This is a genomic window from Pseudoduganella buxea, assembly GCF_009720835.1.
GTDB classification, from domain to species: domain Bacteria; phylum Pseudomonadota; class Gammaproteobacteria; order Burkholderiales; family Burkholderiaceae_D; genus Rugamonas; species Rugamonas buxea.
The window spans coordinates 24,252-38,038 of the sequence record NZ_WNKZ01000024.1 but is presented as its reverse complement, the minus strand read 5'-3'; the positions used below and the strand labels follow the sequence as shown (position 1 = coordinate 38,038).

The window sequence follows — 13,787 nt, the reverse complement described above, 5'->3', positions numbered from 1 at the left end:
CGGTGGCGCAATTATAGTCGAAGCGTTCCTGGCGCGTCGCCCGCCCGGCCGGGTCAGCGCTTCAGTTCGAACCGGGGCATTTCGCGGATGTCCTCGTACAGCTGCGACAGGAAGTATTCCAGCACGGGCTCGTGGATGCGGTCGTGGTTGGGAATGATGTCGGCATGGGTGCGGATGTTCCAGACGATGCTCAACGGGCCGACCGCCGGGTTGGGCAGCCCCGCCAGGTGCAGGTCGCCGCAGAAGGTCCGCACCGGCATGTGCGTGCGTTGCGGTGCCACTTCATCGCGCATGGCGGCGATGAACTCCTTGCGCAGTTCGTGGGCGCTGCTCTGGTAGGGCAGGGCTTGACGGGCCGGGCATTGGTCGGCCTCGATCTGCTCGCGCGGCCAGGGGCCGGCCAGGGTCAGTTCGTGGCTCAAATACTCATCCATGTGGCCGTGCGTGCGCTTCATGGCGCGCGCTTCCAAGGTCGATTTGGCCGGGTGCTGCAGGATCGAATTGATCACCCGCGCGGCCGGGAAGGCCATGCCGGTGGCCCAGTCGGCGGTCGACGTGATCGACACCAGCAGGGGCGGCTGGTAACGGGGGTTGCGGTAGCGCCGCGCGGCATTGAAGAGCGGGTCGTAGCGGGTCGCCTCGAACGCGGGGTTGAGCAGCAGGATCAGGTCGGCGATGCCCCGTTCGCGCTCCGTCTCCGTCGGTTCCTCGTCCAGCACATCGCTGCCGCCGGCCAGGGTCTCCATGACAAACGGCGAGGTCGAGGCGAACAGGATCCACGCGCCGAAGCTGTGTCCGATCATGACGGTACGCAAGGGGCAGTCCGGGCCGAGGAAATCGCCCTTGTAGCGGCATTGGTGGTGCCGGTCCGTCAGGGATGCCACGCGCGGCCGGTTCGCGTGGTTGCGGATCGCCTTCATGCGCGCGAAGAACTCCCGCACGCTGCCTTCTGCGACCTTGTGCGCGGCATTCTTGCGGGTCCAGAAGGTGGCGTGCTTCAGGCCCGGCACGTCCAAGGTTTCGCCATCCCAGCCGATGTAGTAGCCCACCACCTGCCGGGTTCCGCTCCAGCGCTTTGCCTGCTTGTCCAGCAGCGCGCGAAACTTCGCCACATCCTCGTCATGTTCCGCGGCCGAGTGATGCCAGCCATGCACGTAGACGAAGGTCATGACCTTGTAATGCTTGAGCCGCTGGACCAGGTCGCCGATGGCGCAGTCGATCTTGTGGCCGGGGCTGGCCTTGCCGGCCGGGTCGGGGTAGGGCCAGCCCTGGTCGTCGAACTCCAGGAAATGCAGCGTGTAGGTGGGCGTGGGCGGTGGGCCGACTTCCGGCGTCGTCAGGGACGCCGGGGTCCCGACGCTGGCGCCTGGGCAGTCGGCGCCTTCCGAGCCTGCCGTGACATAGGGCCGGTAGGGCGCATTGGCGCAACCGGCCAGCAGTGCCGACGCAACGATCGCCAGGGCGAGGCGGCGCAGCCAGGAGAGGGACAATAGCGACGACAGCGACGACAGCGACGACAGCGACGACAGCGACGACATGCGACCTCCGCGAAGCGTGGCGATATCTCCACGATAGCGGCCAGGCGCGGCGATTGCAAGGCGTGGCGGCCCCTTTCAGCCGCAGTACAACAGCAGTGCCGTGATGTTGTCCCTGCTGCCATCCCGTTCGGCGAGTGCCAGCAGCGCGTCGCAGCAGGCCTGCAAGGTAGCGGGCGTGGCGCCGGCGAGGATGCCGGCGATGTCGGCATCGGCGCAGTCGCCGTGCAGGCCGTCGCTGCACAGCAGGTAGACGTCGCCCGGCGCCGTGTCGTATGCCAGCAGTTGCGGGTCCACGGTGGGGCCGGGTCCGACGGCTTGCAGCAGCAGGTTGCGGGGCGGCAGTGGCTCGGGCAGGCCCAGGTCCACGGCCTGCTGGTACAGGGTCTGGTCGCGGGTCAGCCGGGTCAGCACGCCGGCCCGCTGGCAGTACAGGCGGCTGTCGCCCACGTGGAAGACCAGCGCGGGGGCGTGCGGCGACGGTTGCCACATGCCCGTCAACGTCGTGCCCATGCCGGTGCCGTCGCCGTGGCCCAACGCCACGTTGCGGCGGTACATGGTGTCGTTGGCAAACGCGACGGCGTCGCGCAAGGTGCGCAGCGCCGGTGCCGCCGCGCCGGGCCAGGTGGCATCCGGATCACGCGCCGCCGCCAGCCGTTCGCACAGCAGTTCGATGGCGGCGGCGCTGGCCACGTCGCCGGCCGCGTGGCCGCCCATGCCGTCGGCCACGGCGACCAGGTTCAGTTCCGGCGCGATGAACAGGTTGTCCTGGTTCGACTGCCGTACCGGCCCCGTCACGCTGCGACCGAAGGCCACGCCCAGCGGCAGGCGGTGCAGTCGCGGCGGCGAGAGCGGCTTCCAGTCGGCCATGGCGCGCCTTCAGTCGCCCGGTGGCGGCGGGAAGGTCGGCGTGGCCGGCGCCGAAGGGGGCACGGGCACGATATTCGACGCGGGCGCGCCCGGCGTGACCGGCACGACCGGGGCCGCCGGTGCGCCCGGGACGGGCAGGGCGCCATCGGCGGCCACGTCGCCCGGCACGGTTTCGCCCAGGTCGATGCCGGCCACGGTGGGATCGTTGGCGTATTCCTCCAAGACCCAGTCGCCGTTGACCTGCACCACGCCTTCCGGCACGGCACGTTCCACCGCGGGGCGCTTGACCAGCGCGACCTTCATGTAGTCGATCCAGATCGGCAGGGCCAGCGAGGAGCCGAACTCGCGGCTGCCCAGCGATTTCGGGTCGTCGTAGCCCATCCACGCCACCGCGACGATGCCGCCGCCGTAGCCGCCGAACCAGCCGTCGACGGCATCCGTGGTGGTGCCGGTCTTGCCGGCGATATCGGTGCGGCCGATGCGCTGCCAGGCCGTGGCGCCGGTGCCGCTCCTGGCCACGTCGCGCAGCATGCTGTCGACGATGAAGGCATTGCGCCCGTCCAGCACGCGCTGGCTTTCATCCAGGCGTGCCGGCGCCGGCGACGCCTTCAGTATCTTGCCGGTGGCATCCTCGATGCGCTCGATCAGGTAGGGCTGCACCCGGTAGCCGCCGTTGGCGAATACGGAATAGGCGCCGGCCAGCTGCTGCGGCGTCACGGCGCCCGTGCCCAGCGCCATCGTCAGGTTCTGCGGATGGCGTGCCAGGTCGAAGCCGAAGCGGCCCAGATAGTCGTGCGCGAACGGGACCGAGACGGCGCGCAGGATGCGCACGGACGGCACGTTCTTCGACTTGGACAGCGACTCGCGCATCGTGATGGGGCCGTCGAACTTGAAGTCGTCGTTCTGCGGGCGCCATGGCTCGCCGTTGGCGCCGCCGGGCAGCTCGATCGGCACGTCGTTGATCAGGGTGGCCGGCGCAAAGCCCTTTTCCACCGCCGCCGAATACACGAAGGGCTTGATGGAAGAACCGGGCTGGCGCCACGCCTGCGTCACGTGGTTGAACTTCTGCAGGTTGTAGTCGAAACCGCCCACCATGGCGTGGTAGGCGCCCGTGGCGGCGTCGATCGACACGAAGGCGGCGGCCACCTTCGGCACCTGGGTGATTGCCCAGCGCGTGCTTCCTTCCTTGCCGCTCCGGGCGACGCGGACGATGGCGCCGGGGCGCAGGCGGACCGACTCCTTCGCCTTGGCCGACAAGGCCCCGGCGGCCAGCTTCAGGCCGTCGCCCTTGATGACGATGTCCTCGCCGTCGGCCGTCTCGACCCGTAGTTCCCGGGTGGAGGCGCTCAGTACGACGGCGGCGATCAGGCCGTCGCTGGACGGGCGCTGGCCCAGCGCCTCGTCGATGGCCTCATCCCGCTCGGCCTCGTCGTCCGGCAGGGTGATGAAGGCTTCCGGCCCCCGGTAGCCGTGGCGCTGGTCGTAGGCGATGACGTTGCGGCGCACCGATTCATAGGCAGCGTTCTGGTCCGCGCTGAGAATGGTGGTGCGCACGACGATGCCGCGCGTGTAGGCATCCTCGGCGAATTCGGCGAAGGCAGCCTGGCGCGCCAGTTCGGCCACGTATTCGGCGTGGGTGTCGAACTCCTGGCCCTTGTGGTTGACCTTGATGGTTTCGGCCTTGGCCTGCTCGTACTGTTCCTGCGTGATGTCGTCCAGGTCCAGCAGCCGGCGCAGCACCACTTCCTGGCGCGCCTTGGCGCGCTTGAAGTTCACCACCGGGTTGTGGCGGGAGGGATTCTTCGGCAGACCGGCCAGCATCGCCATCTCGGCGATCGTCAGCTCCTTGAGCTCCTTGCCGAAGTAGACCTGGGCGGCGCCGGCGAAGCCGTAGGACCGCTGGCCCAGGTAGATCTGGTTCATGTACAGCTCCAGGATCTGGTCCTTCGTCAGCGCGTCCTCGATCTTGTACGTCAACATCACTTCATTGAGCTTGCGCGACAGGACCTTCTCGCGCGTCAGGAAAAAATTGCGCGCCACCTGCATCGAGATCGTCGACCCGCCCTGGCGGAAGCCCCCGGCCAGGTTGGCCTTCATGGCGCCGACGGCGCGGATCCAGTCGATACCGCCGTGATCGTAGAAGCGGGTATCCTCGATGGCCAGCACGGTCTTCTTCATCATGTCCGGAATCTGGGCGATCGGCACGAAGTCGCGGTGCTCCTCGCCGAATTCGCCGATCAGCACATTGTCGGCCGTGTAGATGCGCAGGGGGATCTTGGGCTTGTAGTCGGTGACGGCTTCCAGCGACGGCAGGCGTGGCTTGACGATCAGGAACAGGTAGGCCAGCAGCGCAAGCACGGCCAGCAGGCCGCCGACACCGACGACGATCAGGCCACGCAGGGCATTGCGGCGGTTGAGCCAGGAAGCGGAGGTCTTCAAAAGATGGGTTCCCAGGGTTGCAAAACGGGGCCATTATAGACCACGCCCCGGGCGGGTCCGGCGCGCGCCCTTGCGCAAGCAAGGAGAATTGTCGTATCTTGATAGAAATTATTTAGCCAGGGGTCGGGGATGGCAGTGGCGCATGACAGGGGCGGCAAGGATTCCGGAGGGGCGGCGGCGGGCGCAGGGCCCGTCGCGGCGCCATCGTGCGCCGGCCGGCGCGGTCAGGATGTCGATTGCGACGTGCTGGTGATCGGTGGCGGCATCAACGGCGCCGGCATCGCGCGCGACGCGGCCGGGCGCGGCCTTTGCGTGGCCCTGTGCGAGCAGGACGACCTGGCCGCGCACACGTCGTCCGCGTCCACCAAGCTGATTCACGGCGGCCTGCGCTACCTGGAATACTTCGAGTTCGGCCTGGTGCGGAAGGCCCTGGCCGAGCGCGAAGTGCTGCTGCGCGCCGCGCCTCACATCATGTGGCCGATGCGCTTCGTGATGCCGCACGGTCCCGGCCAGCGTGCCGCGCTGCTGGTGCGCGCGGGCCTGTTCCTGTACGACCGGCTGGCGCGGCGCGAGCTGCTGCCCGGTTCGCACGGCGTGCGCCTGTCCTGCCATCCGGCGGGGCGGCCGCTGCAGCCGCGCTTCACGCAGGCCTTCGTGTATTCCGACGGCTGGGTCGATGATGCCCGGCTGGTGGTGCTCAACGCGATGGACGCGGCCGAAAAGGGCGCCTGCATCCTGACCCGCACCCGTTGCACGGCGGCGCGGCGCGAGGGCGGCATGTGGCACGTCACCCTGCGCAAGCCGGACGGCAAGGAAAAGCAGCTCACGGCGCGCGCCGTCGTCAACGCGGCCGGGCCGTGGACGGCGGCGCTGCTGGCCGGCGCGCTGGGGCTTCCGCAGCCGGACCGGCTGCGCCTGGTGAAGGGCAGCCATATCGTCGTGCCCCGCCTGTTCGAGCACGATCACGCCTACCTGTTCCAGCACGTGGACGGGCGCGTCGTCTTCGTCATTCCCTATGAACGCGAGTTCACCCTGATCGGCACGACGGACGTGGAATACACGGGCGACCCGGGCAAGGTCGCCATCGACGATGCGGAAATCGCCTACCTGTGCAACGCGGCCAGTGCCTGCCTGCGCCAGCCGGTGCGCGCACAGGACGTGGTGTGGAGCTACGCCGGCGTGCGCCCGCTGCTGGAAGACGCTTCCCGCGACGCCAAGGCCGTTACGCGCGATTACCGGCTGGCGCTCGACGCCGACGGCGGCGCGCCGCTGCTGTCCGTCTTCGGCGGCAAGCTGACCACCTACCGGCGCCTGGCCGAGGAAGCCGTCGACAGCCTGTGCCGGCAGTTGGGCCGTCCCGCGCCCGCCTGGACCGAACGCGCCTGCCTGCCCGGCGGCGATTTGTTCGGCGCCGTGCCGCAGAACCGCTCCGTGCTGGAGTTCGACCAGTGGAGCGCCAGCCTTCAGGTGCACTACGCCTTCCTCGAACCCGCGCTGGTGAAACGCTACGCGCGCGCCTACGGCACCCGCATTCACACTTTGCTGCGCGGCCGCGCCAACGTGGCGGCGATGGGCGAAGCGATCCTGCCCGGATTGTTCGAGGCGGAAGTGGACTACCAGCGCCGGCACGAATGGGCCGTGACGGCCGAGGATATCCTGTGGCGGCGCTCCAAGCTGGGGCTGCACCTGGGGCCGGACGCGGTGCCGGCGCTGCAGGCCTGGCTGGACAGGCATCCTGTGCTGCAGGCGTAAAAAAAGGCGGCCAAGCGGCCGCCTTTTTCATTTGCGCGAAACGTCTTACTTCACGCCGTGCATCAGCTTCTGGATCAGTGGAGCGACCAGGAACAGGATGACGCCGCCGCCCACCAGCGACCAGAAGCCGAAGGTGTAGCCCGACAGCGCGGAGGCCACCGACATGCCCGATTCGCCGCTGACGTGCGAGGCGAAGATGCCGGACAGGTTGTTGCCGATGCCGGTGGACAGGAACCAGCCGCCCATGCCCAGGCCGACCAGGCGGGTCGGGGCCAGCTTCGTCACCATCGACAGGCCGATCGGCGACAGGCACAGCTCACCGACGGACTGGATCACGTAGACCATGAACAGGGTCCAGAACGGGATCTTGCCGTCCACGACCATGGTCTGCAGCGCAAACACCAGCAACGCGAAAGCGACGCCGTTGAAGATCAGGCCCAGGCCGAACTTGCGGGGAATCGACGGATCGCTGTTGCGGCGGGCCAGGAAGATCCACGTGGCGGCGATGATGGGCGCGCACGTGATGATGGCGATCGAGTTCACGCTCTGGAACCAGGCGGTCGGGAAGATCCAGCCGCCGAAATCGCGGTTGACGATGTTCTCGGCCAGGAAGGTGAACGAGCTGCCGGCCTGCTCGAAGAACATCCAGAACAGGATATTGAAGAAGAAGATGATCAGCATGGCGAACACCTTGTCGCGCGCCACGGGGCCGTTTCGGAAGCCTTCGACGATCAGCATGATGGCCAGCAGGATGAACAGCACCGTCAGCACGACCTGCAGTTGCTGGGCACCGACGGCCAGCAGCGCGAACACGACGGGGATCGTGACGAGGCAGCCCAGCACCACGTACAGCACGCGGGCCATGCCCTGCGCTTGCGGTTCCGGGTAGCCGATGCCCTTCAGGCCGCGGCGGCCGATGAAGAACCAGACGAGGCTGATCAGCATGCCGACGCCGGAGGTGATGAAGACCACCTTGTAGGCCGGCGTGTCGCCCGTGTTGAACACGTACTGCGCCAGGTACTGGGTCAGGATCGGGGCGATGAAGGCGCCACCGTTGATGCCCATGTAGAAGATGGTGAAGCCGCTGTCGCGCCGCGAGTCGGCGGCCGAGTACAGCTTGCCCACCATCGTGGAGATGTTCGGCTTGAACAGGCCGTTACCGGTGATGATCGTGGCCAGGCCCAGCTTGAAGACGGTGGGGTCCGGGTAGGCGATCATGAACAGGCCGGCGGCCATGAAGGTGGCGCCGATCAGGATGGAGCGCTGGTAGCCCAGCACGCGGTCGGCGATATAGCCGCCGAACAGCGCGGCCGCGTACACGAGCGCCAGGTAGGAACCGTAGGTCAGGTTGGCATCGGCCTCACCCGAGGAGGCGCCGCCGTGGAACTGGGCGACGATGTAGAGCACGAGGGCCCAGCGAATTCCGTAGAACGCAAAGCGTTCCCAGAATTCCGTCATGAACAACATCCAGAGTGGGCTGGGATGTCCCATGATCTGGCGGAATTCCGGGATCGCCGTTTCTTTCGCCGTATTGGTTGCACCGCTCATGCGGAACCTCCTGAAAAAAAGTCGCCATTGTAATGTACCCATCGGAATTGTCGATGAATTCAGGTGGTGCATTGCAGCAATGTAGTATATTTGGAAAGATTGCAGTCGGCACGCCACGCGCTTTGCCGCCGGACCCGTGCGGGATGTCGTATATTGACGGTTCGCGGACCGGCCTGCCTTGCGCAGGCGCGGGGGCGCGCCAGAACGAAACTGAATAAGGAAGCAGGCACCATGGAACAAGGCTTTGTCGATACACTGATTTCACCGGAGGGCAAACTTGAAGTCTTGTCCAAGGCAGAAGTAAACAAGCTGCTCGATTCGGGCAAGGGCGGGCTGTACACGATGTTCCGCAACTGCGCGCTGGCGGTCCTGAACTGCGGCAGCACCATCGACGATGGCAAGGAACTGTTGGAGCGCTACCAGTCGTTCGAGATCAACATCATCCAGCGCGAACGGGGCATCAAGCTGGAAATCCGCGGCGCGCCGGCCATTGCTTTTGTCGATGGCAAGATGATCAAGGGTATCCACGAGCACCTGTTCGCCGTGCTGCGCGATATCGTCTTCGTCAGCAACGAGGTAACGGACAATCCGAAGTTCGACCTGTCGTCGACGGAAGGCATCACGGATGCCGTCTTCCATATCCTGCGTAACGCCAATATCCTGCGCCCGCAGATCAATCCGAACCTGGTGGTGTGCTGGGGCGGCCACTCGATCAACCGCGCCGAATACAACTATTCGAAGGAAGTGGGCTACCAGCTGGGCCTGCGAGGCCTGGACATCTGCACCGGTTGCGGACCGGGCGCGATGAAGGGTCCGATGAAGGGCGCTACCATCGGCCATGCCAAGCAGCGCTTCATGAGCGGGCGTTACCTGGGCATCACGGAACCGGGCATCATTGCGGCCGAATCGCCGAACCCGATCGTCAACGACCTGGTGATCATGCCGGACATCGAAAAGCGCCTGGAAGCGTTCGTGCGCACGGGCCACGGCATCATCGTCTTCCCCGGCGGTGCCGGCACGGCAGAGGAAATCCTGTACATCCTGGGCATCCTGCTGCACCCGGACAATGCCGATATTCCCTTCCCGCTGATCTTCACGGGCCCCGAATCGTCGCGCGACTACTTCGTGCAGATCAATGAATTCATCGGCACCACCCTGGGACCGGAAGCGCAGCAGCGCTACCGCATCATCGTCGACGATCCGGAAGCGGTGGCGCGCCAGATGCAGGAAGGGATCAAGCAGGTGCGCGAGTTCCGCAAGGGCCGCAGCGACGCCTATTACTTCAACTGGGCCCTGAAGATCGACCCCGAATTCCAGCGTCCCTTCGCGCCCTCGCACGAGAACATGCGCAACCTGAAGCTGCACAAGAACCAGCCCGTGCACCTGCTGGCGGCCAACCTGCGCCGCGCCTTCTCCGGCGTGGTCGCGGGCAACGTCAAGGACGAAGGCATCCGTGCCATCGAGCAGCACGGCCACTTCGAGATCCACGGCGACAGCACCATCATGGAACCGATGGACGCGCTGCTCGCATCGTTCGTGGCACAGAGCCGCATGAAGCTGCCGGGCAAGGCCTACACGCCGTGCTATCGCGTCATCAAGTAAGCGGACAACTAAGCGGATGACGGGAGATCACTACCAGCCGCCTGCGGACCCGGGCGCGCTGATGCTGGCATGGCTGCGCCGCGCCCGCGAGTCGCAGCTGGGGCATTACGAAATGGCGATGATGCTGGAACGGCGCGGCCACTGGCTGGGCGTGCCCGTCATCGTCATCAGCGGCGTCGTCGGCACGTCCGTGTTCGCCTCCGTCGCGGCCGAGGCCATCTCCGTGCCGGTGGCGCTGATGGTGGGTGCGCTCAGTGTGACCGCAGCGATCCTGTCCAGTCTGCAGACCTTCTTCAAGTTCGCCGAACGGGCCGAGAAGCACAAGACCTTCGGCGCCCGCTACGGCGCCATCCGGCGCGAGCTGGAATCGATGTACGCCGCCGGCACCGCCACGCAGGAACCGCAGTACCTGGCCGTGGTGCGCGACAAGCTCGATCTACTGGCCCAGGAAGCGCCGGCGGTGGCGCCGGCCGTGCACGCCCGTGCGCAGCGGGCGCTGGCTGGCGGCACGGCCGCCACGTTCTAGGCGCCGCGCGGCGCGCGGGGAGCAAGGGACGCCGCGGCAATGCCGGGCCAAAGCCCGACATGAAAAAACGCAGCCGAAGCTGCGTTTTTTTTCGTTGACGCCGAGGTCGCGCTCAGTCTTCCTTGCGCAGGTGCGGGAACAGCAGCACGTCGCGGATGTTCGGCGAATCCGTCAGCAGCATGATCAGGCGGTCGATGCCGATGCCGCAGCCGCCGGCCGGCGGCATGCCGTATTCCAGCGCGCGGATATAGTCGGCGTCATAGAACATCGCTTCATCGTCGCCGGCTTCCTTCGCGGCCACCTGTGCCAGGAAGCGGGCCGACTGGTCTTCCGCGTCGTTCAGCTCCGAGAAGCCGTTGGCGATCTCGCGGCCCACCATGAACAGCTCGAAGCGCTCGGTGATGCCCTTGCGGGTGTCCGAGGCGCGCGCCAGCGGCGACACTTCTTCCGGGTAGTCGATGATGAAGGTCGGCTCCCACAGCTGCGCTTCGGCCGTTTCCTCGAACAGTGCCAGTTGCAGCGCGCCCAGGCCCGAGTGGGCGTGCGGCTTGACGCCGAATTTCTTCAGCTCGGCCTTGATGAACTCCGCATCGTTCAGTTGCACGTCCGTGTAGTGCGGCGCGAACTTGTTAATGGCGCCGACGATCGTCAGGCGATGGAAGGGCTTGGACAGGTCCAGCTCGCGCCCGCCGTAGGTCAGCACGGCCGAACCGTGGGCGTCGACGGCGGCCTGGCGGATCACGGCTTCCGTGAAGTTCATGATCCACTGGTAGTCCGTATAGGCCGCGTAGAACTCCATCATCGTGAATTCGGGGTTGTGACGGATCGACACGCCTTCGTTGCGGAAGTTGCGGTTGATCTCGAACACGCGGTCGAAGCCGCCCACCACCAGGCGCTTCAGGTACAGCTCGGGCGCGATGCGCAGGAACATCTGCATGTCCAGCGCGTTGTGGTGGGTGATGAAGGGTTTCGCCGCCGCGCCGCCGGGAATCGTGTGCAGCATCGGCGTTTCCACTTCCATGAACTCGTTGTCCTGCATGAAGCGGCGGATCGACGAGATGGCGGCGGTGCGGGCCTTGAACGTGCGGCGGGTGTCCTCGCTCATGATCAGGTCGACGTACCGCTGGCGGTACTTGGTTTCCTGGTCGGCCAGGCCGTGGAACTTGTCCGGCAGCGGGCGCAGCGACTTCGTGATCAGGCGCAGTTCCGATACCTTGACGGTCAGCTCGTCCGTCTTGGTCTTGAACAGCGTACCGACGACGCCGACGATGTCGCCCAGGTCGAAGGTGCGGAACGCGTCCATCGCCGCTTCGCCGGTGCTGTCGAGCGTGACGTAGATCTGGATGCGGCCGTCGCACTTGATGCCGGACGAATCCTGCAAGGTGGCGAAGGCCGCTTTCTTGCCCGCTTCGCGCTTGAGCATCATGCGCCCCGCCAGGACCACGGGTACCGGGTTCGCTTCCAGTTCCTCGCGCGACTTGTCGCCGTATTGCAGGGCCAGTTCGGCTGCCTTGTGCTCGGGGCGGAAGTCGTTCGGGAAGGCGACGCCTTTTTCGCGGATCGCGGCCAGCTTGGCGCGGCGTTCGGCGATGATCTTGTTGTCGTCCTGGCCTGGTGCCTGGTCTTGGGTTTCCGTGGTCATGATTGTTCTGCTTCGGTAGGGGAGGTGTTGGCCACGCTGGCGAACAGCGCGGCGATATTCAGTTCGGAGAAATCGCGGGCGACGATGATGACGTTGTCGAATTCCGCGAACGCGGCCGCCGGCAGGGTGGTGGTCAGCACCACGGCCCGCATGCCCGCGCGGCGCGCCGCTTCCACGCCCAGCGGCGCGTCCTCGAACACGATGCAGTGTTCGGGCGCGACGCCGCAGCGCTCGGCGGCGAGCAGGAAGACATCCGGATTGGGCTTGCCGCGCGCGACGTCGGCAGCGCCGACGACGGCATCGAAATGGCGGCGCAGGTCCAGGCCGTCCAGCGTGAAGACGATATTGGCCGGTGGCGCGGCCGTGGCCACGGCCAGGCGCACGTCTTCCTGCTGGGCGTCGGCGATGAACTGCTCGAAGCCGGCCACCGTTTCCAGGTGCGGCGCGTACAGTTCGCGGTACAGCGCTTCCTTCTCGGCGTCCAGCACGGCCGCGTCTTCCCGGCTCAGGTCCTGGTCCAGGTAGGTGCGCATGATTTCATGGCCCTGGCGGCCGGCCGTGGCGCGGAAGAATTCGTCCGCGTCGATGGCATGGCCGCGGCGTGCGAAGAAGGACAGCCACGACTCCGTATGGAAGGCCATGTTGTCGACGATGGTGCCGTCCATGTCGAAGATGAAGGCGCGCGGGGGCGTCACGGGTGTCGTCATCAGACGCCCTGCTTCAGCGAGGCGGCGATGAAGTCGTCCAGGTCGCCGTCCAGCACGTTCTTCGTATTGCCCGTCTCGAAACCCGTGCGCAGGTCCTTGATGCGGGACTGGTCCAGCACGTAGGAGCGGATCTGGTGGCCCCAGCCCACGTCCGTCTTCGAGTCTTCCAGCTTCTGCTGCTCGCTCATGCGCTTGCGCAGCTCCGCTTCGTACAGCTTGGCCTTCAGCATTTCCATCGCCTCGGCCTTGTTGCGGTGCTGCGAGCGGTCGTTCTGGCACTGCACGACAATGCCGGACGGCGCGTGCGTCAGGCGCACGGCGGAGTCGGTCTTATTGATGTGCTGACCGCCGGCACCGGACGCGCGGTACGTATCGATGCGCAGGTCGGCCGGATTGATCTCGATCTCGATCGAGTCGTCCACTTCCGGATAAACGAACAGCGACGTGAACGACGTGTGGCGGCCGTTGGCGCTGTCGAACGGCGACTTGCGCACGAGGCGGTGCACGCCCGTTTCCGTGCGCAGGTGGCCGTAGGCGTAGTCGCCCTCGACCTTGATGGTGGCCGTCTTGATGCCGGCCACTTCACCGTCCGACTGTTCCATCACCTCGACCTTGAAGCCCTTGCGTTCGCAGTAGCGCACGTACTGGCGCAGCAGCATCGACGCCCAGTCCTGCGCTTCGGTGCCGCCGGCGCCGGCCTGGATGTCGATGAAGCAGTTGTTCGGGTCCATCGGGTTGTTGAACATGCGGCGGAATTCCAGGCCTTCGATGACCTTCTGGATCTCGGCCGTATCGGCGATCACCGACTCGAGCGTCTCGTCGTCGGCTTCTTCCTTGCCCATCTCGAACAGCTCGGCCATGTCCGCCAGGTCGCTCTGCGCCTTCGTCAACGTGTCGACGATGGCTTCCAGGGCCTTCTTCTCGCGGCCCATTTCCTGGGCCTTCTTGGGGTCGTTCCAGACAGCCGCGTCTTCCAGCTCGGCGTTCAGTTGTTCCAGTTTCTCCGACTTCTTATCGAAGTCAAAGATACCTCCGTAGTTCGGCTTCGCGGGTCGTCAGATCTGCGAGCTGGGCGGAGAGGGCGTTGATGCGTTCGGCTTCCATGATTTTTATGTCTCTGTAGAGTGCGATCAAACCCCGGATTATACGCTACGTGGCTCCAGCCC

At 66.1% G+C, this 13,787-nt stretch carries 10 protein-coding genes; 3 read left to right on the top strand and 7 right to left on the bottom strand.

The window, feature by feature from the left end:
* Positions 1-53: 53 nt before the first annotated feature.
* The 3 genes from GM672_RS10785 to GM672_RS10775 all read right to left on the bottom strand — a co-directional run bounded on the left by GM672_RS10785 (position 54) and on the right by GM672_RS10775 (position 4,844).
* The gene (locus GM672_RS10785; RefSeq protein WP_155470537.1) at positions 54-1,538 is read right to left on the bottom strand and encodes a hypothetical protein; all 1,485 of its coding nucleotides are present in this window, start codon (positions 1,536-1,538) and stop codon (positions 54-56) included.
* Between the two features lie 75 nt (positions 1,539-1,613).
* Positions 1,614-2,405 carry a PP2C family protein-serine/threonine phosphatase gene (locus GM672_RS10780; protein WP_155470536.1) on the bottom strand — a complete coding sequence of 264 codons (792 nt, stop codon included), beginning with the start codon at positions 2,403-2,405 and terminating at the stop codon, positions 1,614-1,616.
* A 9-nt stretch (positions 2,406-2,414) separates the two neighbouring features.
* Positions 2,415-4,844: a penicillin-binding protein 1A gene (locus GM672_RS10775; RefSeq protein WP_229417670.1), complete on the bottom strand. Its 2,430-nt coding sequence runs from the start codon at positions 4,842-4,844 to the stop codon at positions 2,415-2,417.
* A 129-nt stretch (positions 4,845-4,973) separates the two neighbouring features.
* On the opposite strand from GM672_RS10775, the gene glpD reads away from it, so the two are divergent.
* Positions 4,974-6,596 (top strand): glycerol-3-phosphate dehydrogenase, encoded by a 1,623-nt coding sequence (gene glpD, locus GM672_RS10770; protein ID WP_155470535.1) that lies wholly within the window; start codon positions 4,974-4,976, stop codon positions 6,594-6,596.
* A gap of 45 nt (positions 6,597-6,641) precedes the next feature.
* Here the strand turns inward: glpD and GM672_RS10765 are convergent, their stop codons facing one another.
* Positions 6,642-8,144, bottom strand: a complete 1,503-nt coding sequence (locus GM672_RS10765) for a peptide MFS transporter (protein ID WP_155470534.1) — start codon at positions 8,142-8,144, stop codon at positions 6,642-6,644.
* 231 nt (positions 8,145-8,375) lie between these two features.
* Between GM672_RS10765 and ppnN the strand changes: the two genes are divergently transcribed.
* Both ppnN and GM672_RS10755 read left to right on the top strand, forming a co-directional pair.
* Complete coding sequence (gene ppnN, locus GM672_RS10760) at positions 8,376-9,746, top strand: nucleotide 5'-monophosphate nucleosidase PpnN (protein ID WP_155470533.1); 1,371 nt, start codon at positions 8,376-8,378, stop codon at positions 9,744-9,746.
* 16 nt (positions 9,747-9,762) lie between these two features.
* Positions 9,763-10,272, top strand: coding sequence for an SLATT domain-containing protein (locus tag GM672_RS10755; protein ID WP_155470532.1), 510 nt, complete (start codon positions 9,763-9,765; stop codon positions 10,270-10,272).
* A gap of 112 nt (positions 10,273-10,384) precedes the next feature.
* On the opposite strand, the gene lysS is transcribed toward GM672_RS10755, so the two are convergent.
* The 3 genes from lysS to prfB all read right to left on the bottom strand — a co-directional run bounded on the left by lysS (position 10,385) and on the right by prfB (position 13,725).
* The gene (lysS, locus tag GM672_RS10750) at positions 10,385-11,914 is read right to left on the bottom strand and encodes a lysine--tRNA ligase (RefSeq protein ID WP_155470531.1); all 1,530 of its coding nucleotides are present in this window, start codon (positions 11,912-11,914) and stop codon (positions 10,385-10,387) included.
* Positions 11,911-12,621 (bottom strand): HAD family hydrolase, encoded by a 711-nt coding sequence (locus GM672_RS10745; protein ID WP_155470530.1) that lies wholly within the window; start codon positions 12,619-12,621, stop codon positions 11,911-11,913. The genes lysS and GM672_RS10745 overlap by 4 nt, the downstream gene beginning before the upstream one ends.
* Positions 12,621-13,725, bottom strand: a protein-coding gene (gene prfB, locus GM672_RS10740; protein ID WP_155470529.1) for a peptide chain release factor 2 whose coding sequence is annotated in 2 segments (ribosomal slippage) — positions 12,621-13,643 and positions 13,645-13,725 — 1,104 coding nt in all. Because the reading frame shifts where the segments join, the coding sequence is not laid out codon by codon here. Before prfB ends, GM672_RS10745 begins: the two co-directional genes overlap by 1 nt.
* Positions 13,726-13,787: the final 62 nt, after the last annotated feature.